At 67.0% G+C, this 23,367-nt stretch carries 19 protein-coding genes and 1 other RNA gene; 15 read left to right on the forward strand and 5 right to left on the reverse strand.

The genetic code is table 11. The features are described from left to right. The first annotated feature begins 29 nt into the window (after positions 1–29). The 6 genes from ABDJ40_RS10855 to ABDJ40_RS10880 all read left to right on the forward strand — a co-directional run bounded on the left by ABDJ40_RS10855 (position 30) and on the right by ABDJ40_RS10880 (position 4,866). The gene (locus ABDJ40_RS10855) at positions 30–536 is read left to right on the forward strand and encodes a DUF4442 domain-containing protein (RefSeq protein ID WP_347609537.1); all 507 of its coding nucleotides are present in this window, start codon (positions 30–32) and stop codon (positions 534–536) included. Positions 537–548: 12 nt separating this feature from the next. Then, a complete protein-coding gene (locus ABDJ40_RS10860; RefSeq protein WP_347609539.1) occupies positions 549–1,793 on the forward strand; it encodes an acetyl-CoA C-acyltransferase in 1,245 nt (414 codons plus the stop codon). A gap of 74 nt (positions 1,794–1,867) precedes the next feature. Further along, positions 1,868–2,725, forward strand: a complete 858-nt coding sequence (locus ABDJ40_RS10865) for an alpha/beta hydrolase family protein (protein WP_347609541.1) — start codon at positions 1,868–1,870, stop codon at positions 2,723–2,725. Positions 2,726–2,727: 2 nt separating this feature from the next. Next, positions 2,728–3,288 carry a DUF1569 domain-containing protein gene (locus ABDJ40_RS10870; protein WP_347609543.1) on the forward strand — a complete coding sequence of 187 codons (561 nt, stop codon included), beginning with the start codon at positions 2,728–2,730 and terminating at the stop codon, positions 3,286–3,288. 73 nt (positions 3,289–3,361) lie between these two features. Beyond that, positions 3,362–4,126, forward strand: a complete 765-nt coding sequence (locus tag ABDJ40_RS10875) for an enoyl-CoA hydratase (protein ID WP_347609545.1) — start codon at positions 3,362–3,364, stop codon at positions 4,124–4,126. Next, positions 4,126–4,866 (forward strand): SGNH/GDSL hydrolase family protein, encoded by a 741-nt coding sequence (locus ABDJ40_RS10880; protein WP_347609547.1) that lies wholly within the window; start codon positions 4,126–4,128, stop codon positions 4,864–4,866. Before ABDJ40_RS10875 ends, ABDJ40_RS10880 begins: the two co-directional genes overlap by 1 nt. Positions 4,867–4,873: 7 nt before the next feature. Here the strand turns inward: ABDJ40_RS10880 and ABDJ40_RS10885 are convergent, their stop codons facing one another. Both ABDJ40_RS10885 and ABDJ40_RS10890 read right to left on the reverse strand, forming a co-directional pair. After that, positions 4,874–6,022 (reverse strand): NAD(P)/FAD-dependent oxidoreductase, encoded by a 1,149-nt coding sequence (locus ABDJ40_RS10885; protein WP_347609549.1) that lies wholly within the window; start codon positions 6,020–6,022, stop codon positions 4,874–4,876. Positions 6,023–6,031: 9 nt separating this feature from the next. Further along, entirely contained in the window at positions 6,032–6,472 is a 441-nt protein-coding gene (locus ABDJ40_RS10890) for an acyl-CoA thioesterase (protein WP_430765632.1), read from the reverse strand. 51 nt (positions 6,473–6,523) lie between these two features. On the opposite strand from ABDJ40_RS10890, the gene ABDJ40_RS10895 reads away from it, so the two are divergent. The 3 genes from ABDJ40_RS10895 (at position 6,524) to ABDJ40_RS10905 (ending at position 10,347) form a co-directional block, all read left to right on the forward strand. Further along, on the forward strand, positions 6,524–8,368 hold the full coding sequence (locus ABDJ40_RS10895; RefSeq protein WP_347609551.1) for an ABCB family ABC transporter ATP-binding protein/permease: 1,845 nt from the start codon (positions 6,524–6,526) through the stop codon (positions 8,366–8,368). 43 nt (positions 8,369–8,411) lie between these two features. Next, positions 8,412–9,347 (forward strand): LysR substrate-binding domain-containing protein, encoded by a 936-nt coding sequence (locus ABDJ40_RS10900; RefSeq protein WP_347609553.1) that lies wholly within the window; start codon positions 8,412–8,414, stop codon positions 9,345–9,347. Positions 9,348–9,450: 103 nt separating this feature from the next. Next, positions 9,451–10,347: an amino acid ABC transporter substrate-binding protein gene (locus tag ABDJ40_RS10905; RefSeq protein WP_347609555.1), complete on the forward strand. Its 897-nt coding sequence runs from the start codon at positions 9,451–9,453 to the stop codon at positions 10,345–10,347. Positions 10,348–10,633: 286 nt separating this feature from the next. Here ABDJ40_RS10905 and ABDJ40_RS10910 read toward each other — a convergent pair whose 3' ends face one another. After that, positions 10,634–12,232, reverse strand: coding sequence for a tetratricopeptide repeat protein (locus tag ABDJ40_RS10910; RefSeq protein WP_347609557.1), 1,599 nt, complete (start codon positions 12,230–12,232; stop codon positions 10,634–10,636). 1,066 nt (positions 12,233–13,298) lie between these two features. Next, the gene (locus ABDJ40_RS10915; protein ID WP_347609559.1) at positions 13,299–14,294 is read right to left on the reverse strand and encodes a hypothetical protein; all 996 of its coding nucleotides are present in this window, start codon (positions 14,292–14,294) and stop codon (positions 13,299–13,301) included. Positions 14,295–15,132: 838 nt separating this feature from the next. Here ABDJ40_RS10915 and pyrC point away from each other — a divergent pair. The 4 genes from pyrC to ABDJ40_RS10935 are packed head-to-tail and all read left to right on the forward strand — an operon-like array spanning position 15,133 to position 19,330. After that, complete coding sequence (pyrC, locus tag ABDJ40_RS10920; RefSeq protein WP_347609561.1) at positions 15,133–16,179, forward strand: dihydroorotase; 1,047 nt, start codon at positions 15,133–15,135, stop codon at positions 16,177–16,179. A 28-nt stretch (positions 16,180–16,207) separates the two neighbouring features. Next, positions 16,208–16,960, forward strand: coding sequence for a DUF3025 domain-containing protein (locus tag ABDJ40_RS10925; protein ID WP_430765635.1), 753 nt, complete (start codon positions 16,208–16,210; stop codon positions 16,958–16,960). Positions 16,961–16,991: 31 nt separating this feature from the next. Beyond that, complete coding sequence (locus tag ABDJ40_RS10930; RefSeq protein ID WP_347609565.1) at positions 16,992–18,359, forward strand: S1 family peptidase; 1,368 nt, start codon at positions 16,992–16,994, stop codon at positions 18,357–18,359. Next, positions 18,341–19,330 (forward strand): FHA domain-containing protein, encoded by a 990-nt coding sequence (locus ABDJ40_RS10935; RefSeq protein WP_347609567.1) that lies wholly within the window; start codon positions 18,341–18,343, stop codon positions 19,328–19,330. The genes ABDJ40_RS10930 and ABDJ40_RS10935 overlap by 19 nt, the downstream gene beginning before the upstream one ends. Before the next feature lie 86 nt (positions 19,331–19,416). On the opposite strand, the gene cysK is transcribed toward ABDJ40_RS10935, so the two are convergent. Then, on the reverse strand, positions 19,417–20,331 hold the full coding sequence (cysK, locus tag ABDJ40_RS10940) for a cysteine synthase A (RefSeq protein WP_347609569.1): 915 nt from the start codon (positions 20,329–20,331) through the stop codon (positions 19,417–19,419). 199 nt (positions 20,332–20,530) lie between these two features. Here cysK and ABDJ40_RS10945 point away from each other — a divergent pair, with 199 nt between their 5' ends. Together ABDJ40_RS10945 and rnpB are read left to right on the forward strand one after the other, a co-directional pair. Further along, positions 20,531–22,927, forward strand: a complete 2,397-nt coding sequence (locus ABDJ40_RS10945) for a hypothetical protein (protein ID WP_347609571.1) — start codon at positions 20,531–20,533, stop codon at positions 22,925–22,927. A 69-nt stretch (positions 22,928–22,996) separates the two neighbouring features. Beyond that, positions 22,997–23,342, forward strand: an RNA gene (rnpB, locus tag ABDJ40_RS10950) — RNase P RNA component class A. Positions 23,343–23,367 lie beyond the last annotated feature (25 nt).

A 23,367-nucleotide genomic window follows, 5' to 3' on the forward strand; every position in this document is an offset into this window, starting at 1 on the left:
CCCACCGACAACGCCGAAAGCCTCGTCACATGAGCGCCAACCGCCTCGCCCGCACCCTGTCCAAGCTGGACGCGCTTCCCGCCGCCCTGCGCCCCCTGGCGCGCAATGCGGTGCTGCGCCGGGCCGTGCCCTTCACCGGTACGGCCAAGCTGGACTTCCTGCGGCTGGAGCCGGCGGTGGCGGAGATCGCCATCGCCAACCGCCGCCCGGTGCAGAACCACATCGGCGGCGTGCATGCCGCCGCCATGGGCCTGCTGGCCGAGACGGCCACGGGCATGGTGGTGGGCATGAATGTGCGTGACGACTGCCTGCCCCTGTGCAAGTCCATGCACCTGGCCTTCAGGAAGCGCGCGACGGGCGGCCTCAGCGCCCGTGCCGTGCTGACCGAGCAGCAGCGCCAGCTGATGCAGGCCGAGCCCAAGGGCGAGGTGAGCGTGCAGGTGACGGTGACCGACGAGGCCGGGCTGAACCCGGTGGAATGTGAATTTGTCTGGGCCTGGGTTCCCAAGAACGCCCCAGCGCCCGCCAAGAACTGAAAGGTTGAAATCATGGCCAAGCAAGTGCAAGAAGCCTATATCTGCGCCGCCACGCGCCTGCCCATCGGCAAGTCCGGCCGCGGTTACTACAAGAACACCCGCCCGGACGAGATGCTGGTGCGCGCCATGCAGGCCGCCCTGGCCCAGGTGCCGGGCCTGGACCCGGCCGCCATTGAAGACGCCATCGTGGGCTGCTCCTTCCCCGAAGGTGAACAGGGCATGAACATCGCCCGCGTCGGCGCCGTGCTGGCCGGCCTGCCCAATTCCGTGGGCGGCGTGACGGTCAACCGTTACTGCGCCTCGGGCATCACCGCCCTGCAGATGGCCGCCGACCGCATCCGCGTGGGCGAGGCCGAGGTGATGATCGCCGCCGGTGTCGAGTCCATGTCCATGGTCCCCATGGGCGGCAACAAGCCGTCTCTGTCCCCCGCCATCTTCGAGCGCGACGCCAACATCGGCATCGCCTACGGCATGGGCCTGACCGCCGAGAAGGTCGCCCAGCAGTGGAAGGTGAGCCGCGAAGATCAAGATGCCTTCGCGCTGGAATCCCACCGCCGCGCCCTGGCCGCCATCGAGGCCGGCCACTTCAAGGCCGAGATGACGCCCTTCGAGATCCTCGAGCGCGTGCCCGACCTGGCCACCGGCGAGATCACCCTGAAGAAGCGCACGGTCGACATCGACGAAGGCCCCCGCAAGGACACCTCGCTGGAAGGCCTGGCCAAGCTCAAGCCCGTGTTCGCCGCACCCAAGGACCCCACGGGCAAGGCCACGGGCATGGGCAGCGTCACCGCCGGCAACAGCTCGCAGACCTCCGACGGCGCCGGCGCCCTGATCGTGGCTTCTGAAGCCGCCGTCAAGCGCTTCGGCCTGACCCCGCTGGCCCGCTTCGTGTCCTTCACCGTGCGTGGCGTGCCGCCCGAGATCATGGGCATCGGCCCCATCGAGGCCATCCCCGCCGCCCTGAAGCTGGCCGGCATCACCGCGGCCGACCTGGAGTGGGTCGAGCTGAACGAGGCCTTCGCCGCCCAGTCCCTGGCCGTGCTGAACGACCTGGACAGCAAGGGCATCGTCCTGGACCGCGCCAAGGTCAACCCCAACGGCGGCGCCATCGCCCTGGGCCACCCGCTGGGCGCCACCGGTGCCATCCGCGCGGCTTCCGTCATCCACGGCCTGCGCCGCACGGGCGGCAAGTACGGCATGGTGACCATGTGCGTGGGCGCCGGCCAGGGTGCTGCCGGCATCCTGGAACGCCTGTGATCCCCTGCTGAGAACGCGGCCTGCGGGCCGCGTTTTTCATTGCAGGTCCGCATCTGTCGAGGAAGGAGCTCCTCATGCTGCATTTCAAGGCTCGCGACGGCTTCGCGCTGAACGGCCATCTCTACGGCGACCCCGCCACCGCCCGCGCCGGCCTGCTGATCGCCCCGGCCATGGGCGTGGAGCAGCGCTACTACGCCGACTTCGCCCACTGGATGGCGGCCCAGGGCTGGCTGGTGATGAGCTTCGACTACCGCGGCATGGGCGCCTCGCGCCCGGCCGAGATGCGGCACTCGCTCAAGGGCCTGGATGCGGACATCCGCACCTGGGCCGAGCAGGACGCCGCCGCGGCGGTGGACGAGCTCGCGCGCCTGCTGGGGCCGGATCGCCCGCTGCACTGGCTGGGCCACAGCCTCGGCGGTCAGATCCTGGGCCTGCTGCCCAACCGCGAACGCATCGCCAAGGCGGTGACCGTGGGCAGCGGCAGCGGCTACTGGCGCCGCAACGCCGCCCAGCTCAAGCGCTATGTCTGGTGGCTGTGGTACGTGGTGGTGCCGCTCACGCTGCCGCTGTTCGGCTACTTCCCGGGCCGCCGCCTGCGCAAGGTCGGGGACCTGCCGCGCGGCGTCATGGCGCAGTGGCGGCGCTGGTGCCTGGACCGCCAGTACATGATGGGCGAGGGCGGCGAGGCGCTTCGTCAGCGCTACGCGAGCCTGCAGACGCCCATGCTGTCGCTGTCCTTCACGGACGACGAGTTCATGTCCCGCTACAGCATCGAGCACCTGCACAGCTTCTATGCCGGCGCGCAGCCGCAGCTGCAGCACATCGCCCCGAAGGACGTGGGCGAGCGCCGCATCGGCCACTTCGGCTTCTTCCGCGCCCGCTTCGAGGCCAAGCTCTGGCCGCGCGTGAGCCACTGGCTGCAGGAGGCCTGAACATGGAGGCAAGACCTGACCCCCATCGCGCCGCCGACCCCTCCCGCCGTCTGGCGCTTGGCGCGGCGCTGGTCGGCGGCAGCGGCCTGCTGAGCGGCTGCCAGGGCCAGCTGCCCGAGGGCTTCCAGGGCTGGACCGAGGCCCAGAAGGCCGTGCTGGAGCTGCGCTTCCACGCCCGCAAGCACGAGGGGGCCTGGACCGTGCCCCAGCTGCTGGAGCACCTGGCCCAGAGCATCGAGTACTCGATGAGCGGCTATCCGGCGCCCAAGCCGGCCTGGTTCCAGTCCACCCTGGGCAAGACGGCCTTCGCGCTCTTCGACGCCCGCGGCAAGATGAACCACGACCGCGACGAGCCCATCCCCGGCGCCCCGGCCCTGGACGCCGAGGCCACGCTCAAGCACGGCGTGCAGCGCCTGCTCGATGCCATGGACGCCTTCGCGGCCTGGACCGGCCCCCTGAAGCCCCATTTCGCCTACGGGCCGCTCAGCAAGCCCGAGTACCAGCGCGCCCACCTGATGCACCTTGCCCACCACTGGGAGCGGCTGCAGCCTGCTGCGGCCTGACCCTCAGACCTGCCAGGGCCGCGCACCGCTCTGGCATCATCCGCCCCCAAGGAATTTGCCTGGAGAGAATGCCGTGACCATCAAGACCGCCACCGTCAACGGCGTGCTGACCCTCGAGATCGCACGCCCCGAGAAGAAGAACGCGCTGACCCGCGCCATGTACCAGGCCATGGCCGACGCTCTGATCGCCGCCAATGGCGACAAGGCCGTGCGCGCCGTGCTGATCCAGGGCCAGCCCCAGATCTTCACCTCGGGCAATGACATCGAGGACTTCATGGGCAGCCCGCCGCGGGACGAGAACGCGCCGGTCTTCCAGTTCATGCGCGCCCTGCTGGGCTGCGAGAAGCCGGTGATCGCCGCCGTGAACGGCGCGGCCATCGGCATCGGCACCACGCTGCTGCTGCACTGCGACTTCGTCTACGTGGCCGACGACGCCCGCCTGGCCATGCCCTTCGTGAGCCTGGGCCTGGTGCCGGAGTTCGGCTCCAGCCTGGTCGTGCCGCGCCTGATGGGCCATGTGAAGGCCGCCGAGAAGCTGCTGCTGGGCGACCCCTTCACCGGCGCGGATGCCGTGGAATGCGGCATCGCCAACGCCGTGCTGCCGGCCGGCGAGGTCGTCAACCAGGCCCGCCGCGTGGCCGAGCGCTTCAACAGCCTGGCGCCCAGCGCCGTGCGCGAGAGCAAGCGCCTGATGCGCCGCCACAGCATCGAGCAGCTGCAGGAAGCCATCAAGACGGAGGCCGAGATCTTCGGCGCCCGCCTGCGCTCGCCCGAGGCCACCGAGGCCTTCCAGGCCTTCTTCCAGAAGCGCCAGCCCGACTTCTCCCAGTTCGACTGATGCTGGGCCCGGCCAAGCTGCTGCTGGCACCGGTGCTGCTGTGGCAGGGTCGGCAGGTGCGCCGTCGCGCCCTGCAGCTGCCCGAAGCCAGCGGCGCCCGGGCCGGGCAGGCCGGGGAGGGCGCACTGAAGCTGCGTCTGCTCATCGTCGGGGACTCCTCCGGCGCCGGCGTGGGCGCCCCCACGCAAGACCTGGCCCTCGCCGGCCGCCTGGCCGCGCACCTGGCCCAGGCCCTGGACGGCCGCGTGCACTGGCAGCTGGTGGCCCGCACCGGGCATGACAGCGCCGATGCCCGCGAGCATCTGGCGCAGGCCGCGCTGCAGCCGGCCGACGTGCTGGTGACGGCCCTGGGTGTGAACGACGTCGTCGGCCAGCGTCGCGCCAGCCACTGCCTGCGTGACCTCGACGCCATCCACGCGCTGGCCCGCCAGCGCTGCGGCGTGCGCTACAGCCTGCACAGCGCCGTGCCGCCCATGCATGCCTTCCCGCTGCTGCCCCAGCCCCTGCGATGGATGCTGGGCGCGCAGGCGCAGCGCCTGAACCGTCGCCTGGCCCGCCACCTGATGGGCCGGCGCGACCGCGGCCTGCAGTCCCTGCCGGCGCATCTGCACGGCCCCGCCGCCGCCCAGCACATGGCCGAGGACGGCTTCCATCCCGGCCCGGCGGGCTACGAGGTCTGGGCGCAGGCGCTGAGCCAGCGCCTGGTGCGGGAGCGCAAGGTCTGGTCGGACGCGGACTGAGCGGCCGTCAGATCACGTTGAGCTCGAGGTAGGGCTCGCCGCGCAGCAGGCGGTCCGGCCCCAGGGGCGACAGATCCAGCGTCTCGTAACTGCCCGTGGCGATCCATTCAGCCAGGCCGCGGCCCACGCCCGGCGCATGCTGCAGACCGTGGCCCGAGAAGCCGCAGGCCAGCAGCAGGTGCTCCTGGCCAGGCCAGGGGCCCACGAGGCCGTTGTGGTCGACGTCGTTCATCTCGTAGTAGCCCGCCCAGCTGCGCGCCTGGCGCAGGCTGGCAAAACCTGGCACCCGTTCGGCCAGCGCGGGCCAGAGCCTCTCCTCGAAAAGGTAGTCCTCGGGGTCCAGCGGGAGGTCCGGCGCATCCTCGCCAAAGGGCGGCCCGCCGCAGATGAACTGGCCGGCGCCCTCGGGGCGGAACCAGAGGCCGGAAGGGTCGATGACCAGCGGGCAGCCCGGGGCCGGCTCCTCGGTGCGGAAGGCATAGACGCTGCGCCGCCGCGCGCTGACGGGCAGGGCGATGCCCGCCGTGGCCGCCAGCGGCGCGGACCAGGCGCCGCAGGCCAGCACGAAGCGGTCCGCCTGCAGCAGGCCGCCGCCGGCCACCTGCACGCCGCAGACCTGGCCCTGGCTGTCGAGCTCGAAGCGCTGGGCCTCGTCCTTCAGGTACTGCACGCCCGCGGCCTGCGCCCGCTGCTTGAGCGACTGCAGCAGGCCCCAGCCGTCGAACCAGCCCTCGCCGCTGCGGCCCCAGCTGCCCAGGGCCAGGTCTTGCGTGGCCAGCCAGGGGAAGCGGCGCTGCAGCTCGGGCAGCTCCAGCAGGGTGACGTCCGCGCCCTGCGCGCGCTGGATCGCGTTCAGGGCCTGCTGTTGCGCGGCACCCGAGGGCGGGATCAGGTAGAGATAGCCCTGCTCCACCAGCCCGGCTTGCGACCCGGCGGCGCGCAGCACCTCCAGGCCGTGCAGGGAGAGGGCGATGTTCAGCGGCGTGGAGAACTGCTGGCGGATGGAGGCGGCCGAGCGCGCCGAGGAGGCGAGCTCGTAGCTGGGATCGCGCTCCAGCACCGTGATGCGCCCGCGCCAGCCGGGCCGCTCGGCCAGGCTGGCCGCCACCGCGCTGCCCAGGGCGCCGCCGCCGATGATCAGCAGGCTGTCCGGCATGGGCGGTGTTCAGTCTTCGAGGGTGAAGGGGCGGGGCTTGCCGTCTTTGTCGATGGCCACGTAGGTCAGCTGCGCCTCGGTGACCTTGACCACATGCGGGCTGGCCGGGTTGCGCTCGGCAATCACCTCGACCTGCACGGTGACGGAGGTGCGGCCCACCCGCACCACCTGGGCATAGAAGGACAGCAGGTCGCCGATGGACACCGGTTGCTTGAAGAGGAACTCCTTGACCGCCACCGTGGTGATGCGGCCGCGCGAGATGCGCGCCGGCAGGATGGAGCCGGCGATGTCCACCTGGGCCATGATCCAGCCGCCGAAGACGTCGCCATTGTGGTTGGCGTCGGCCGGCATGGGCATCACGCGCAGCACCAGCTCGCGGGGCCAGACGCGGGCATCAGGGGCGGGGGCGGCGCTGGGGGCCGGAGCCAGGGGGCTTTGGGTGTCGGACATGATGGCAATCGGGACTGCAGTGACAATGCGGCCCATTCTCTCCCTATCACCATGCGCCGTCATCCTTCTGCCACGACCACTGCCTCCTCCTCGCACGCAGGCTCGGCCCAGGGGGGCACCGCGCCGCGGCTGGACACCACCGTCAAGGGCGACTGGGGCACCGTCGCCAAGCTCATGCCCTATCTGTGGCACTACCGCTGGCGGGTGAGCCTGGCCCTGGGCTTCATGCTGGCCGCCAAGCTGGCCAATGTGGGCGTGCCGCTGCTGCTGAAGGAACTGGTGGACAGCCTGAGCCTCAAGCCCGGCTCGGCCGAGGCGATGCTGGCAGTGCCGGTGGGCCTGCTGCTGGCCTACGGCCTGCTGCGGCTGTCGACCTCGCTGTTCACCGAGCTGCGCGAGCTGGTCTTCGCCAAGGCCACCGAGGGCACCTCGCGGGCCATCTCGCTGCAGGTCTTCCGGCACCTGCATGATCTCTCCCTGCGCTTCCACCTGGAGCGCCAGACCGGCGGCATGACGCGTGACATCGAGCGCGGCACCCGTGCCGTGCACTCGCTGATCTCGTATTCGCTCTACAGCATCCTGCCCACGCTGATCGAGGTGGTGCTGGTGCTGGGCCTGCTCGGGATCAAGTTCGATGCCGTCTTCGCGCTGATCACCATCGCCGCACTGGTCATCTACATCGCCTTCACGGTCTACGTGACCGAGTGGCGCACCCAGTTCCGCAAGCAGCTCAACGAGCTGGACTCGGTGGCGCACAGCAAGGCCATCGACTCCCTGCTGAACTACGAGACCGTCAAGTACTTCAACAACGAGGACTTCGAGGCCCACCGCTACAACGAGAGCCTGGAGAAGCTGCGCCGCGCGCAGCTGAAGTCGCAGAGCACGCTGTCCATGCTCAACACCGGGCAGCAGCTGATCATCGCCCTGGCCCTGGTGGCCATGCTGTGGCGGGCCACGCAGGGCGTGGTGTCGGGGCACATGAGCCTCGGGGACCTGGTGATGGTCAACGCCTTCATGATCCAGCTCTACATCCCGCTCAACTTCCTGGGCGTGATCTACCGCGAGATCAAGCAGAGCCTGACCGACCTGGAGAAGATGTTCCAGCTGCTGTCCCGGGAGCGCGAGGTCGCGGACGCGCCGGACGCGCCAGCCCTGGCGGTGCCCCACGGCGCTGTGCGCTTCGAGGACGTACGCTTTGCCTACGACCCCGAGCGGCCCATCCTGCACGGCATCAGCTTCGAGATCCCGGCCGGCAAGAAGGTGGCCGTGGTGGGCCCCAGCGGCTCGGGCAAGAGCACGCTGGCGCGCCTGCTGTACCGCTTCTATGACGTCGACGGCGGCCGCATCCGCATCGACGGCCAGGACATCCGCACCGTGCAGCAGGGCTCGGTGCGCCGCGCCATCGGCATCGTGCCCCAGGACACCGTGCTCTTCAACGACAGCATCGCCTACAACATCGGCTACGGCCGGCCCGGGTCCACGCAGGCCGAGATCGAGACCGCGGCGAAGGCGGCCCACATCCACGGCTTCATCGCGGCCACGCCCAAGGGCTACGAGACCACGGTGGGCGAGCGCGGGCTCAAGCTCTCGGGTGGCGAGAAGCAGCGCGTGGCCATCGCCCGCACGCTGCTGAAGAACCCGCCCATCCTGATCTTCGACGAAGCCACCTCGGCCCTGGACTCCAGCAACGAGCGCGCCATCCAGGCGGAGCTGGAAGCCGCGGCGCAGAACAAGACCGTGCTGGTGATCGCGCACCGGCTCTCCACCATCGTGGACGCGCATGAGATCCTCGTGATGGAGCAGGGCCGCATCATCGAGCGCGGCACCCATGCCCAGCTGCTGGCGCAGCAGGGCCGCTACGCCCGCATGTGGGCGCTGCAGCAGGCCGCCCATTGATCCCCTGGATCACATCTCCGGACCCGTTCGCTACACTGCCCCCGTGGAAACCAAATGGCTTGAAGATTTCGTCAGCCTGGCCGAGACGCGCAGCTTCTCGCGATCGGCCCAGCTGCGGCACGTGACCCAGCCGGCCTTCTCGCGCCGCATCCAGGCGCTGGAGGCCTGGGCGGGCGTGGACCTGGTGGATCGCTCGTCCTACCCCACGCGCCTCACCGCGGCAGGCGAGACCCTGCTCGGGCAGGCGATGGAGGTGCTGGGCAACCTGCAGGCCACGCGCAACATGCTGCGCAGCCATCAGTCGGCCGGGCAGGACATGATCGAGTTCGCCGTGCCGCACTCGCTCGCCTTCAGCTTCTTCCCGCACTGGCTGATGGAGCTGCGCCAGCGCTTCGGCGCAGTCAAGAGCCGGCTCAATGCCTTGAACGTGCACGACGCCACCCTGCAGCTCAGCGAAGGCAACTGCGACCTGCTGGTGGTGTATCACCACGCGAGCCAGCCCCTTCAGCTGGACCCGGAGCGCTACGAGATGGCCTCCCTGGGCCACGAGACCCTGGCCGCCTACGCTCGCTCGGATTCGCAGGGGCGGCCCCTGTTCAGCCTGCCCGGCCATCCGGGCCAGAAGATCCCCTTCCTCAGCTACGCCGCGGGGGCCTACCTGGGCCGCCTGGTGGAGCTGATCGTCAAGGCTTCGCCCACGCCCCTGAACCTCGATGCGCTCTACGAGACCGACATGGCCGAGAGCCTCAAGGCCATGGCCATCGAGGGCCACGGCCTGGCCTTCCTGCCTGCGAGTTCCGTGGCACGCGAGCTCAAGTCCGGCCGCCTGGTGCGGGCCGCGCCCGAGGGCCAGTTCGAGCTGAGCATGGACCTGCGCATCTACCGCGAGCGCCCGGCCATCGCCAAGCGCAGCAAGCCCGCGGCGCTGGCGCTGTGGAACTACCTCAAGGATGAGCAGGGTGCGGCCCAGGGCGGCTGAGGGTCCGCTGCCCGGCGCCCCGATTTTTGCGGTACAAGCTCGTCATGTGTGCGCTGCCCGCGGCCGCGCCAACCCCATCCCCTGTCATCAAGGAGCGAACCCGATGAAGAAGACCCTGACTGTGCTGAGCCTGGCCCTGATGGCCGCCACGGTGGTCCATGCCGAAGACACGCTGAAGAAGATCAAGGATTCCGGCACCGTGACCATGGGCGTGCGCGAGTCCTCCGGCCTGTCCTACACCATTGGCGACGGCAAGTACGTGGGCTTCCACATCGACGTCTGCCACCACGTGCTGGAAGACGTGAAGAAGCAGCTGGGCCTGGCCAAGCTGGAGATCAAGTACCAGCCCGTGACCTCGCAGAACCGCATCCCCCTGGTGCAGAACGGCAACGTGGACATCGAGTGCGGCTCCACCACCAACAATGCCACGCGCCAGAAGGACGTGGCCTTCGCCGTGACGACCTACGTGGAAGAAGTGCGCATCGCAGTGAAGGCCAATTCGGGCATCACCTCCATTGCCCAGCTCAACGGCAAGCATGTGGCCACCACCACCGGCACCACCTCGGTCCAGACCCTGCGCAAGCATGAGCGCGCCACCGGCGTGGACTTCAAGGAAGTCTTCGGCAAGGACCACGCCGACAGCTTCCTGCTGCTGGAATCCGGCCGCGCCGACGCCTTCGTGATGGACGGCTCCATCCTCGCCAAGAACATCGCCACCTCCAAGGCCCCGGCCGACTTCAAGATCGTCGGCGAGGTGCTCTCCGTCGAGCCCATCGGCATCATGATGCGCAAGGACGACCCCGCCTTCAAGAAGGCCGTGGACGACAGCATCAAGGCCATGATCAAGTCCGGCGAGCTGGCCAAGACCTACGACAAGTGGTTCCTGCAGCCCATCCCGCCGGCCGGCGCCAAGATCGGCATGCCGCTCAACGAGGCGACCAAGAACGCCTGGGCGAATCCCAATGACAAGCCGATGGAAGACTACGCGCCGAAGAAGTGATCGGGGCTTCGGTCTGATTGGAAGGGCGGTCCGGAGGGGCCGCCTTTTTTGTTTGTGGGTTGAGGGGGGGGGGGGAGGCGGCTTTAGGCTGGTTGCAGCCGCCCGGATCCGGCAGTCGAGCGGCTGCAAAGTGCCCAAAGCCGAAGCTCGCGACCGACGGCGGAGGACCGCACGGCAGCGCTTACAGACAATCACTGTTCCAGGCTTTCGGCCACAAAGATTCCGCTCAACAGCGGAAGGAAGGCGAGACCCAACCGCTGAATCTGACAACACAGTTGGCCAGGATTCACTTGAGGTTAGCCAACGCGCCGGCGAATTTCCCCATCCACTCGCTAACGCTGGCCAATAACAGCCCCTTTGCTTGCATAGTCTCCAATACTGTTACCCCTCGCGCCAACAGTCGGCGACTTTCATCAACTTCTGAACTAGGTGTGACGATGTAAGCCTTCCAATGAGCGAGCGCAACCTGGAGTTGCCAATGCGGGTTGCTCGGATCAACGCTGGCCAGCTTTTCCCGGATCGCGATAACAGCCTGGTAACTCATGAGTGCAGCGCCCTGATCCCATAGTGATTCCTGCACATCGCCGATGGTCTCGTAGCAGTTCGCAAGTTCATGCTGCCAGCGGGAATTTGCGGGGTCTGCGTTAGCCAGCGCTTGTCGAATCGGCAGGGCAGCTTGGTAACTCCTGAGCGCGGCACTCAGATCTTCCTGGGCCACTAGCAGATCGCCTATCCGTACGAGACTCAAAGCAAGGTCGCGCTGCGCGTCGATATTGCGGGCACTCGCTCTGGCCAGTTTCTCAAATATTTCGTTGGCGGCTCGATAGCTTTCAGTTGCGGCGGCGAAGTCATCTTGGGCTTGCTGAGCATTTCCGATCGCGTCGTATCGAATCGCCAAAGCACGCAGCCACTTGGCATTGCCGGACACATCGTTGCCTTTCCTACGCAGGATATCCATTCCAGCGCGGTAGCTTTCCAACGCAGCAGTTGCGGAGCCTCGGGCCAGATGGACGTCGCCGATATGTCCGTGGCTATTCACAAGTTCCAGCTGCCATTCGGCGTCGCTCGATGATGCGTTGGTCTGCTGCTGGCAGATCTCCATGGCAGCTTGGTAGCTCGAGAGTGATGCGTCAAATTCTTCCTGTGCCAACTGCACGCCGCCGACTCGCAAGAGAAAATGAAAGAGATCTCGCTGTCTCGTTATATCGCCAGGTTCGGACTTGGCCAGCTTATTCAAGATCGTGATGCCGTCCTCGTAGCTCTGGCGCGCGAGATCTAGTTTTCCTTGAGCTTGCTGAGCATCCCCGACCTTCAGGAGGATGAACGAGAGGATCCGCTGCCATTCCGCATTCGCGAGGCTAGAGTTTGCCAATTCAACAGCAGTGTTTCGAGCCTTGGCGTAACGCTTTAGCGCCTCGTCAGTCCGCCCCTGTACTAGCCAAGCATCGCCCGCTTGAAACAGCCACCAAATCGTCTCCGGACTTGGATGCCGGCGCAGTATGTCAAAGGCCTTTTCCAGCAACTGCGCCCCCTTGCTCCGTTCTAGGCGACTGAAAGCTACCGATGCGCGCGCCGCCGCAAAGCCCGCTGCTTCACGAAGGGAGGCGGTTGCTTTTTCCTGCTGCTTTGCAGCCTCTACTGTCGCCAAGTCTTCGGCAGCGGCGAGGTGCTTATCCGTCAACTCCAACTGACCAATCTTCCTTGCGGCATTGGCTTTGGATACTAGCTCCCGTATGGCACTGCTGTTTACCGGGGCCTCTTGTATCCGTTGGCCGAGCAATAGATACTGCCGCGTCAACTCGCCGAAAGTATCCGGCCACTCGTCGGGAGGTATCTGCCGCCCCTTGACGGTAGCCAAGAATCCTTGCACGACGCCGAGTGACACGGCCTGCTCGTTTGCCTTGACGCGTTGGTCGGCATTAATTCGAGCTACTATCGCTTCGAGTTGCTTTACGAGCCGCTGGCCTGTGGCGTTGGCAAGGGCTTTAGCCTCCGCAGGCGTTAGCCCAACGTTAACAGTCCCTCCAGAAAGAATGCCGATCCCAACAGAACCTGGACCACTAGCCGTGACTTGAGCGCACGTCGAGGATGGCGAAGCGCCGCAAATCCACACCGCCAGCACAGCAAGTCGAAGCCGACGCTCATGGTGCCCAAAGGGCATCATTACTTCACCGACTTTGAGGCAGAAGCAGCCGATTCGGGCTTCATAGGCCCGGGGCTGACTGAAATCGTGCCTCCACTCATATAGCCGACGCCTATACCAGGTCCAGACACTGTGACGCTGGCAGCAACCTGAGGCGCGATGACGGCAGGGGCACTGGGCGCCGTCACTGGCTTAACTGGCTCGGGCTTGGGGTTGAAATGACTGTACCAGGCATAAGCCGCTCCGCTGATTGCAACAAGAGCACCGACCGTAGCTACCCAGGGGGGCGTGCTTGAACTCGGGGCGATCTTTTTCGAAGCCATACCGCAATACCCCCTCAGCGTTGCGCCGATTATTTGACGCAATGTTAGGACACCATGGTCCTCCCCTGAACACCTTTGCTCAGCAAGGGAGATGACATCTTGGAATACCTTGGATCTATCCGGACAGCACAGAGGTGCCAGACTACAACCTTTAGTGAACTTCAGCGTGCAGGCACCTGCTGCCACCGGGTCAACTTCGGCTTTGGGCACATTGCTGGGCCTCGGTTCAGTATCCTCGTCGGCAGCTTCGTGCCCAAAGCCGTAGCTCATCGAACCTCAGCACCAGGCTTGGATGCGGTCGATCGACTAGGAGCAATAGACCGGGCACTTGTCGACCTGCTTTAGCCCTACTGGGCATGAACGGGACGGCGCCCTCCGCGAGTGGCTGAATACCTTACTTCCGCTCAACGGCGGTGATGGCGCTATCCCCGACGAACTCCCTCAGCACAGAAGACGAGATGAGTCATTGAAGCCGGCCCATTCCCTCAAAGCGGCGAATCTATCTGCTCGATATCTGTTCGCTGATAAGTTTCGCTGATCAGTTCAGCTCGAATCGGAATCTGTCGATCCGCCGGACTCTGCAGAAAATTGCTCAGCGTCATGTTCTCTTCGACCTCGCCAAAGACGTTTTCTAGGTCGACAACACAGTCAATAACCACGAAGCCAAATACCGGGGTCTGAAGCAACCCTTTCACCACTGAGACATTTAACTCACTCAGCGATCTTGGGGGGATTTTCCAAGTGAATTTCTCGGTTGTTGTGTAATCCTCAGAAAAAACCTGCGTGTTCGTTTTCGTCAGATCAAATGAATTCTTCTGTAAAAGATCCGCGTTGATTCTCGCGTCTCCTAAAGGTACGTTAAACGCAACCTTCAAATCGTTGGATCCTGTAATTCTTTGCGTCCATTGCGCAGTCTCTGATCGCCTCGTAGTCAAGGTAACGCTGTAGTCCCATTTCTTTTCTTTGTCCGTCGCATTTTTGAACGACTTAACGGTTCTTTCTACTTTGCCTGGAATTACCTTCGACTGGTCGATTGCAACATCCGCAATTCCTTGCTGCAAGACCACCAACTTGGTCGCGACTACCTTCGCCGGCCCGCCGAAGCGATGGACTTTCGTCCAGAGCTGTTTTATTTGAGCCTCTGTCTCAGCGCCAATGACCAAGGACCTGGTATCGCCTGTTGACCTCGTTCGAGTACGACTCACCTTGCGCGCACCAAATAAGTCGACGCTTAGCGTTTCGCCCTCGCGGAGGAGAGATGGTCCTCGTTCCTTTACAACTTCGGGATCGTTAGCAGACTGCGCCACCCAAGAAACTAGGCCGTCACCATCCTCATTCGCCTCTATTTCGAAATGGCGTTGTTCCCCTGGATTCAATCTCTCGGCGTCAATTACCAAGTTCTGATCGTAGTCAAAGTTATCTCGAACCCACAAGAAAATATCTTCATGATCTTCATTTGCCACATAAACTTTGATTTTCATGATCGCTCCCATGTTGCTGATCCGATGCAGATTGGCAAACCGCAGCCTGTGCTTTCCACGCTCCCTTGTACCGCAATCGGCCCACCTGCCGCAATAGTGTCCTCTTGCATGAACTTCACCCCCGATGCTTCGAACTTGCCCACCGCGCTGTGCAAGTTCCCAACTCGGTCGGGATGGCCCTTGTTGGCATTTCAGTGCTGCACAGCAGCAAGCCGAGCCGATGCAGTACCAACGCCAATACGGCGCTGTTTAGTATCGAGAGCGGTGCATCCTTGCTAGCTCGGTAAACGAACGCAACAGTTAAGGCTTGTGCGACACCTGCCCTCACGAGCAGGCAATCGCCCGCGTCACTGCGTCCGGGCAGGTGTTGCAGAAGCATCGATCGCTGCAGTGGCGCCCGTCAAGCCTGGAGTCGGACTTCGGCTTTGGGCACATTGCAGCCAAATAGACACCGACCGCGACCACCAGCAACCGCTGCATTGCCGCCCATCTCGCATTTGCCGCACACCGGCCAGTCGAGCCATCCAACAGCCGGTGATCCACTCAATGCCGACTTGCAGCCGGATGGATTTCCAACGCGGCGCAAGTGGGCTTCCCAAAGGCTGACGTCGGCGGGCATCCGTTGATGGCCGAGACCGGTCTACAGCTTCAGCCCTGGCCACCCGACCGCCCCCGCTCCACCGCAACCACCTCCACACAGCCCGCTCACCAAGCTGGTCGCGGGTGTCTACCGTAGGGCCCACTGCGCGGGTGCCGCTGAACGCCATCGCCCTGGCTCATCGGTCACGACCTCGGTGAGCCGGGAGGCCTCCGCCCGCTTTTGGGACAATACGCCCCCATGAGCACCCCCGCCCCCCTCACCGAACTCACCATCACCCGCCCCGACGACTGGCATCTGCACGTGCGTGACGGCGCCGCCATGCAGAGCGTGGTGCCCTACACGGCCCGCCAGTTCGGCCGCGCGATCATCATGCCGAATCTGCGCCCGCCGGTGACCACCGCCGCGCAGGCCGCGGACTACCGCCAGCGCATCCTGGCCGCCGTGCCCGCGGGCGTGAGCTTCGAGCCGCTGATGACGCTCTATCTCACGGACAACACGCCGCCCGAGGAGATCGCCGCGGCCAAGGCCGCAGGCGTGGTGGCGCTGAAGCTCTACCCGGCCGGCGCCACCACCAACAGCGATGCCGGCGTGACCGACCTGCGCAAGTGCTACAAGACCCTGGAGGCCATGCAGCGCGAGGGCATCCGCTTCCTGGTGCACGGCGAGGTGACGGATCCGGACATCGACGTCTTCGACCGCGAGGCCGTGTTCATCGACCGCGTGATGACGCCGCTGCGCAAGGACTTCCCCGAGCTCAAGATTGTCTTCGAGCACATCACCACCAAGGAAGCCGCCGCCTACGTGATGGCCAGCGACGAGCACGTGGCCGCCACGCTCACGCCGCAGCACCTGCTCTACAACCGCAACGCCATCTTCACCGGCGGCCTGCGCCCGCACTACTACTGCCTGCCCGTGCTGAAGCGGGAGGAGCACCGCCAGGCGCTCATCAAGGCCGCCACCTCGGGCAGCCCCAAGTTCTTCCTGGGCACCGACAGCGCACCGCACGCCTCGCAGATGAAGGAGAACTCGGTCTGCGGCGCCGGCTGCTTCACGGCGCTGTCTGCGCTGGAGCTCTACCTCGATGCCTTCGAGGCCATGGGCGCGCTGGACAAGTTCGAGGCCTTCGCCAGCTTCAACGGCCCGGCCTTCTACGGCCTGCCGCGCAACAGCGGCACCATCACCCTTCGCAAGCAGGCCTGGACCCTGCCCGAGAGCGTGCCCTTCGGCGATGCGCTGCTCAAGCCGCTGCGCGGTGGCGAGGCGCTGGCCTGGCAGCTGGTCTGAGGAGCCGGCGCTGAGCGAGCCCGCAGCGCTGGGGCCCGCCCCGGACTGGACCGCGCCCTGGCTGGCGGACTACCGCGCCGCCGGCCTCGCCCTGCAGCAGCGTCTGCATGCGGGGCTGACGGTGGCGCAGGCGCTCAATGCCCTGGTCGACGCCATGCCGGACGCCGAGCGGCCGCGCCTGCGGGGTCAGGTCTTGCGCTTCGTGCCGCAGGCCGCGCTGGATGGCGAGCCGGGCTACGAGGCCTTCATCGCGCTGCAGGCCGCCGTACCTACCCGCGAGCACTGGCATGACGCGCTCAACGGCCTCGTGTGGCTGCGCTGGCCCGCGCTCAAGGCCCGGTTGAACGCGCTGCACCAGCAGGGCCTGGCGGCGCCGCAGGACGGGGGCCGGCGCGGCCCCCTGCGCGACGCCCTGACACTGTTCGACGAGAACGGTGCCTGGCTCGAGGCGCCGCCGGCCCTGTGCGAGGCCTTGCGGGCGCGGGACTGGCGGCGCCTGTTCATCGAGCTGCGTCCGCTCTGGGCCCAGGCCCGGCTGCACCTGATCGGCCATGCCTTGATGGAGAAGCTGATGCAGCCGCGCACCCCCATCTGCGCCCATGTGCTGCTGCAGGACCCGCAGGGCCTGGACGCCGCAGCCTGGGCCGGCAAGCCCTTTGCCCCGCTGCCCGTGCTGGGGGTGCCGGGCTGGTGGCCGGCCAACGGGGACGCCGGCTTCTACGATGATGTGCGGGTGTTCCGGCCGCATGTTTCGTCCGGCACCGGGCTGCAATGCAGCTAGCATCGCGGCAAAGTCAAGCAAGGGAGTCCCTTTGAATCCAATTCCCGAACGCCGTCGCCGCCCCGCCTGGGGCCTGGCCCTGGCGCTGGTCCTCAGCCTCGGGGCGGCCCCGGCGGCCTGGTCCCAGACCGGCGCCCGCCCGGCCGCCTCCGCCCCGCAGGAGGAGGCGAAGAAGCCCGCGCCCGTCTCGGCCGTGGCGCGCCGTGTGTACGAGCGCGCCCGCGGCCAGCTGATGCAGATCCGCACCCTGCTCAAGAGCCAGGACAGCCAGGCCTCGGTGGGCTCGGGCTTCGTGGTCAGCGAGCAGGGCCACGTGATCACCAACTACCACGTGGTCAGCCAGTTCGCGCTGGAGCCCGACCGCTACCGCCTGCGCTACGCCACGACGGAAGGCGAGGGCGGCGCCATCGAGCTGCTGGACATCGACGTCCGCCGCGACCTCGCCCTGCTGCGCATCAAGGACTTCAAGCCCGAGGGCGTGCTGCGCTTCCGCCCGCTGGAGCAGCCCCTGTCCAAGGGCGACCGCATCTACTCCATGGGCAATCCGCACGACGTGGCCTTTGCCGTGGTGGAGGGCACCTACAACGGCCTGGTCGAGCGCAGCTTCGATCCGCTGATCTACTACTCCGGCTCCATCAACTCGGGCATGAGCGGCGGCCCCGTGGTCGACGAGGACGGTCGCGTGGTGGGCGTCAATGTCTCGGCGATGTTCTTCGCTCAGCAGATGAGCTTCCTGGTACCGGGGCAGTTCGCCGCCGACCTGCTCCAGCGCAGCCGCGACGCCAAGCCCCTGGACAAGCCCGTCTGGCCCCAGCTCACCGCGCAGCTGATGGCCTACCAGGACGAGCTCGTGCAGGCTTTCGTCAAGCAGCCCTGGCGCGATGCCGGCCATGCGCGCTACCAGCTGCCGGTGCCGCAGGAGCAGTACATGCGCTGCTGGGGCCGGGGCACGGGGGCGGACACCAAGGGCCTGGAGTTCCAGCGCTCACAGTGCCGCATGGAGCACGCCATCTTCATCAACGGCGGCATGCAGACCGGCTACCTGGACATGGCCCACGAGGCCTACGACGGCAGCAAGCTGGGCTCGCTGCGCTTTGCGCGCCAGTACGGCAACAGCTTCCGCAACGAACGCCTGGGCCGCGATGACCGCGACCGCACCGCCCCCTACTGCCGCGAGGACTTCGTCGAGCAGCAGGGCCTGCCCCTGCGCGCCGTGGTCTGCTTGCGGGCCTACCGCAAGCTGCCGGGCCTGCACGACCTCAGCGTGCTGGTCACCACGGTCGACGCCAACACCGAAGGCGCGCTGGGCCGCTTCGACGCCAAGGGCGTCAGCTTCGCCAACGCCCAGACCCTCACCCGTCACTACCTGAAAGGCTTCGCATGGACCAGGCCGCAGTGATCGAAGTCCTGGACCGCGACGGCCAGGTGCGCTCGGTCCACAAGGTGCAGGCCTGGCCCCTGCGCATCGGCCGTTCGCCGGCCTGCGGGCTGGTGCTGGACGACGCCCATGTGGCGGGCGAGCACGCCGAGCTGAGCTGGGACGAGGCCGGCCTGCAGCTGCGCCTGCTGGAGAGCCTCAACGGCGGCTGGCTGGGCCGCCAGCGCCTGCTGCCGGGCGAGTCCCGCGAGCTGCCCGACGACACCGTCTGGCAGCTGGGCAACACCCGGCTGCGCCTGCGCAGCACGCGCACGGCGCTGGCGCCGGAGAAGCCGCTGGCCCATCCGGAGTTCGCGCGCGGCCGCCTGCGCCATCTGCTGGTGCCAGGTCTTGCCCTGCTGTGGGCCCTGCTGCTGTGGCTGGACCAGTGGCTGGGCTCGGACCCCGGCACGCCCTGGATCCAGTACGCCCCGGCCCTGCTGGCACCCTTCGCGCTGGTGCTGGCCTGGTCGGGTCTGTGGGCCCTGGTGAGCATGCTGTTCCACCGCTGGTTCGCCTTTCTGCCGCATCTGCGGCGGGTGCTGCTGGTGCTGGTGGGCCTGCACCTGCTGGGCATGGGCCTGCCGGTGATCGCCTATGCCTTCTCGTGGCCGCGGCTGATGGTGGTGGAGGCGCTGGTGTTCCCGCTGGGCCTGGCGGCCCTGCTGTGGTGGCATGCCGCCCTGGTCTGGCCGCGGGCGCGGCGCATGCTGGCCGTGGGCCTGGCCAGCCTGCTGGTGGTCAGCATGGGCCTGATGGTCGGCAAGCGCTGGGAGCAGCAGCACTGGTTCGGCCCGGCCTACCTGAGCGTGTTGCCGCCGCCGGTGATGCGCCTGGCCTCGCCCAAGCCGGTGGATGCCCTGGTGGAGTCGCTGGCGCCCCTGGAGGCTCAGCTGAAGCGCCAGGCCTCACGCGACAACGACCTGCCCAGCCAGGACGGCATGGAGGAATGAGCCGGCGCTGAACCGACGAAAAAAGGCCCCTCGCCGAGGGGCCTTTCTCATGGCGGCAGGCCGGATCGCGCGGCTGCCTTGCGGGCTCAGGCAGGCAGGAAGCCGTCGACGGAGAGGTAGCGCTCGCCGGTGTCGTAGTTGAAGCCCAGCACGCGCGAGCCGGCGGGCAGCTCGGGCAGCTTCTTCGCGATGGCGGCCAGGGTGGCACCGCTGGAGATGCCCACCAGCAGGCCTTCCTCGCGGGCCGAGCGGCGCGCGAACTCGCGCGATTCCTCGGCCTCGACCTGGATCACGCCGTCCAGCAGCTGGGTGTGCAGGTTGTCGGGGATGAAGCCCGCGCCGATGCCCTGGATCGGGTGGGGGCTGGGCGCGCCGCCGCTGATCACGGGCGACTGGGCCGGCTCCACGGCGAAGACCTTCAGCTGCGGCCAGGCCTTCTTGAGCACCTGTGCGGTGCCGCTGATGTGGCCGCCGGTGCCCACGCCGGTGATCAGCACGTCCAGGCCGCCGGGGAAGTCACGCAGGATCTCCTGGGCGGTGGTGTTCACGTGGACGGCCACATTGGCGGGGTTCTTGAACTGCTGCGGCATCCACGCGCCCGGCGTGCTGGCCACCAGTTCCTCGGCACGGGCGATGGCGCCCTTCATGCCCTTCTCGCGCGGGGTGAGGTCGAAGGTGGCGCCATAGGCCAGCATCAGGCGGCGGCGCTCGATGGACATGCTGTCGGGCATCACCAGCACGAGCTTGTAGCCCTTGACCGCGGCGACCATGGCCAGGCCCACGCCCGTGTTGCCGGAGGTCGGCTCGATGATGGTGGCACCGGGCTTGAGCAGGCCCCGGGCCTCGGCGTCCTCGACCATGGAGAGGGCGATGCGGTCCTTGATGGAGCCGCCAAGATTGCTCCGCTCGGACTTCACCCAGACCTGGGCATTGCCGAACAGACGGTTGACGCGGATGTGCGGGGTGTTGCCGATGGTGGCCAGAACATTGTCGAAAGGCATGGTCGCTCCTGTGCAAGGCCACCAATGGTAGCGCCGCGGCTTATGACCACATCGTCTAAGTAACTGCGGGTAAGAGAGCCAGGGGATGCCACTTATTTGGCCAGGTGCCTACCCCTGCAAGGCTAGGCAGGCTGACAATGCGGGCCTGAGGCGTTCCGTCTGGGCGTTTCAGGCTCATGGTTTTTGAAGGGGGCACACAATGAAGGATTCGAAGGGACACGTGACGGTGGTGGTGCGCCGCAAGTTCTTGCTGGGCTCGGCGCTGAGCGTGCTGGGCGGCATGCATCTCACCGCCTGCGGAGGCGGGGGCAGCGCGATGGCGGCCACCAGCCCCAACACCACGCCCAACACCACGCCCACCAGCGGCACGCCCACAGATGGTGGGGCGCCCGTGAGTCCTGACAATCAGCTGCGCGTGAGCCTGCCCACGGGCAGTGAGACCAACTACCCGCTGCAGTTCGGCCGGCCCTTCGCGGCAGGCGAGATCGCTGACACCCCCAGCGTGTTCCTGGACGGCGTGATCGTGGCCTCGCAGGCGGACGTCAAGTCCCGCCACGCCGACGGCTCGGTCAAGTTCGCGGTGATCTCCGTGGTGCTGCCCACCCTGGGCACTACCGAGCGCGTGCTGAGCTTCGGCAATCAGCCCCGGCCCACGGTGACGCCCCTGCCCCTGGCCGACATGCTGGCGAACTTCGACTTCGACGCGACCATCAGCCTCACCTTCGGCCAGATGGACACCTCGCCCACGACAGTCTCCGCCCGCGCCATGCTGGCCGCCCAGACCGACGCCGGCCTGGCCGCCGAGACGGCAGCCGGCGGCGTGCAGAGCCGCTACTGGACGCAGGGCCCTCTGTGCACCACGGTGCTGCTGTGCGACCACAAGACCAAGGCCTTCGACATCGGCAGCAATGCCACGCGGGCCATCCGTCCCATGTTCCATGTGCAGTTCTGGCCCACCATCGGCAAGTACCACGTGCGCCACATCGTTGAGGTGGCCGACGTCACCCGGCTGAAGGACGAGACCACGACCACCCTCAGCTTCACCACCGGCAAGGCCAGCCCGGTCGCGCGCCTGACCCAGACCAGCGTGAACCTCTACGCAGGCACCTGGCAGTCGCGGGCCTACTGGGGCGGCCGCGAGCTGCCCCGTGCCAACATCAAGCACGGCGTGGCCTACCTCGCCAAGACCCGGGCCCTGCCCAACTACGACAGCAACATCGTCATCCACTCCGGCTCGGTCGCCAGCTATGCCAGCGACTGGGCCACGCGGCCGCAGGGCCTGGGCGCGAAGGGCTATTGGCAGATCGCCATGTCCAGCGTCGGCGGCCGCCAGGACCTGGGCCTGATGCCCAAGTGGGACTGCGTCTCCCTCTACTCCGGCGCGGCGTCCATGCAGGCCATCTGTGAGCGCCAGGCCGAGATGGCGGGCTCCTGGGCCTTTTTCTTCCGGGAGGGGGACAGCGCCAAGACCATCATCGGCACCACCTCGGGGCAGGGGCGCATCCTCTCCAAGCTCTCGCGGCCCACCGTCTTCCTCCATGACAACAACAACTACTGGAGCCAGGCCGCCGTGGCCGACCGCTTCAAGGTGGATGGCACACTGAACATGAGCCGCGACGGCTGGCAGCATGACGTCGCACACACGCCCGGCACCTTCTGGTGGATGTACCTCAGCAGCGGCCAGGCCTTCTGGCAGGAAAAGCTGATGCAGCTGGGGGCCTGGTCCCTGTTCGTGGTGAACCCCGGCCTGTCCTTCAACTCCGTGGGCAGCGGCTCGTCGAACAAGTCCATGATCCTCAACGGCGTCCAGGTGCGAGGCTGGGGCTGGCAGTTCCGCAATCGCGCCCGCGCCTGGTGGGCGGCCCTGGACGGCAGCCCGGAGCGCTCCCTGCTCGAGCAGAGCCTCAACGAGGCCCTGGCCCAGCGCTACGGCCTCTATGCCATCAGCAGCTCCCTGGACAGCCACCCGATCCGCGTCAGCTGGAATGCCAACTACATGACCTGGTATTCCAACGGCCCCGCCCAGCCGCGCCCCAACGCCCTGGCCTTCTGGGAGGGCAATGGCGGCTACACGCGTGACCAGTTCATCAGCTCCGTCGGCGCGCCGCCGGACGACTGGGGTGGCGCCTCCACGGCGCCCTGGATGCAGAACTTCATCACGATGTCGGTCAACCACGCAGTCGAGCTGGGCTGCAGCGCCGCGCTGCCCCTCGCGAACTGGGTGGGCAAGCAGGCCACGACCATCGCCAAGTCCGCCCATCCGCGCCACCTGGCCGACTACGTCTTCCCGCAGAACAAGAAGGACGGCAGCTATTACCAGGACCTGGACGAGCTCTACGGCACCTGGTCCTTCCTGGCCGAGGGCACGACGCCCCCGAGCATGCCGGCCGAGAGCAGCAGCGGCTTCCCGGGCGGTGGCACGCCGGGCACCTACCAGGTCACGGTGGAAGGCTATGGCGCCATCGCGGCGGCGGCCATCGCCACGTCCAACGGCAACCCCGACCAGGCGGCGGCCTGGGCCGTGGTGGGGCCGTGGTCCCGCAGCACCTACTACTTCAACCACGACCCGCGCTACGCCATCGTGCCGCGCAACTGAGGCCTCGCCACCTGTGCCCCGGTCCGGCTTCGCGGGAGCCGGCGCCGCTTCTGGGATAATGCGGCCCGTGAAGCAGATCAGACCGCCGCTGGTGCGAGCGTGGAAACACGGCACTGGAGGAAGGTCCGGACTGCACAGAGCGGCGTAGCAGCTAGCGGCTGCCCGGCGAAAGCCGAGGATCAGAGCAACAGAGACGAGTCAGGAGGGCCTTCTTCGGGAGGCCTGACTGGGTGAAACGGGCAATCTCTACGCGCAGCAACACCAAGTAGGCCAGCGATGATGCGGCTCGCAGAGCTGGCGGGTAGGTGGCACCGAGCCGGGCAGTGATGTCCGGCCCAGAGGAATGGCGGTCACGGGACCGGGCCCGCAAGGGTCAGGTCTTGCACAGAATCCGGCCTATCGATCTGCTTCACCCATATTCGAAGGCAAGGGCGCACCGG

Origin of the sequence: Roseateles flavus, assembly GCF_039872765.1 — a bacterium.
GTDB lineage: Bacteria > Pseudomonadota > Gammaproteobacteria > Burkholderiales > Burkholderiaceae_C > Roseateles_B > Roseateles_B flavus.

Bases quoted from the DNA above. Each gene is read 5' to 3' on its own strand.
- ABDJ40_RS10855 (WP_347609537.1), top strand. From the start codon at position 30: ATGAGCGCCAACCGCCTCGCCCGCACCCTGTCCAAGCTGGACGCGCTT.
- ABDJ40_RS10860 (WP_347609539.1), top strand. From the start codon at position 549: ATGGCCAAGCAAGTGCAAGAAGCCTATATCTGCGCCGCCACGCGCCTG.
- ABDJ40_RS10865 (WP_347609541.1), top strand. From the start codon at position 1,868: ATGCTGCATTTCAAGGCTCGCGACGGCTTCGCGCTGAACGGCCATCTC.
- ABDJ40_RS10870 (WP_347609543.1), top strand. From the start codon at position 2,728: ATGGAGGCAAGACCTGACCCCCATCGCGCCGCCGACCCCTCCCGCCGT.
- ABDJ40_RS10880 (WP_347609547.1), top strand. From the start codon at position 4,126: ATGCTGGGCCCGGCCAAGCTGCTGCTGGCACCGGTGCTGCTGTGGCAG.
- ABDJ40_RS10885 (WP_347609549.1), bottom strand. From the start codon at position 6,022: ATGCCGGACAGCCTGCTGATCATCGGCGGCGGCGCCCTGGGCAGCGCG.
- ABDJ40_RS10890 (WP_430765632.1), bottom strand. From the start codon at position 6,472: ATGTCCGACACCCAAAGCCCCCTGGCTCCGGCCCCCAGCGCCGCCCCC.
- ABDJ40_RS10895 (WP_347609551.1), top strand. From the start codon at position 6,524: ATGCGCCGTCATCCTTCTGCCACGACCACTGCCTCCTCCTCGCACGCA.
- ABDJ40_RS10905 (WP_347609555.1), top strand. From the start codon at position 9,451: ATGAAGAAGACCCTGACTGTGCTGAGCCTGGCCCTGATGGCCGCCACG.
- ABDJ40_RS10915 (WP_347609559.1), bottom strand. From the start codon at position 14,294: ATGAAAATCAAAGTTTATGTGGCAAATGAAGATCATGAAGATATTTTC.
- pyrC (WP_347609561.1), top strand. From the start codon at position 15,133: ATGAGCACCCCCGCCCCCCTCACCGAACTCACCATCACCCGCCCCGAC.
- ABDJ40_RS10935 (WP_347609567.1), top strand. From the start codon at position 18,341: ATGGACCAGGCCGCAGTGATCGAAGTCCTGGACCGCGACGGCCAGGTG.
- cysK (WP_347609569.1), bottom strand. From the start codon at position 20,331: ATGCCTTTCGACAATGTTCTGGCCACCATCGGCAACACCCCGCACATC.
- ABDJ40_RS10945 (WP_347609571.1), top strand. From the start codon at position 20,531: ATGAAGGATTCGAAGGGACACGTGACGGTGGTGGTGCGCCGCAAGTTC.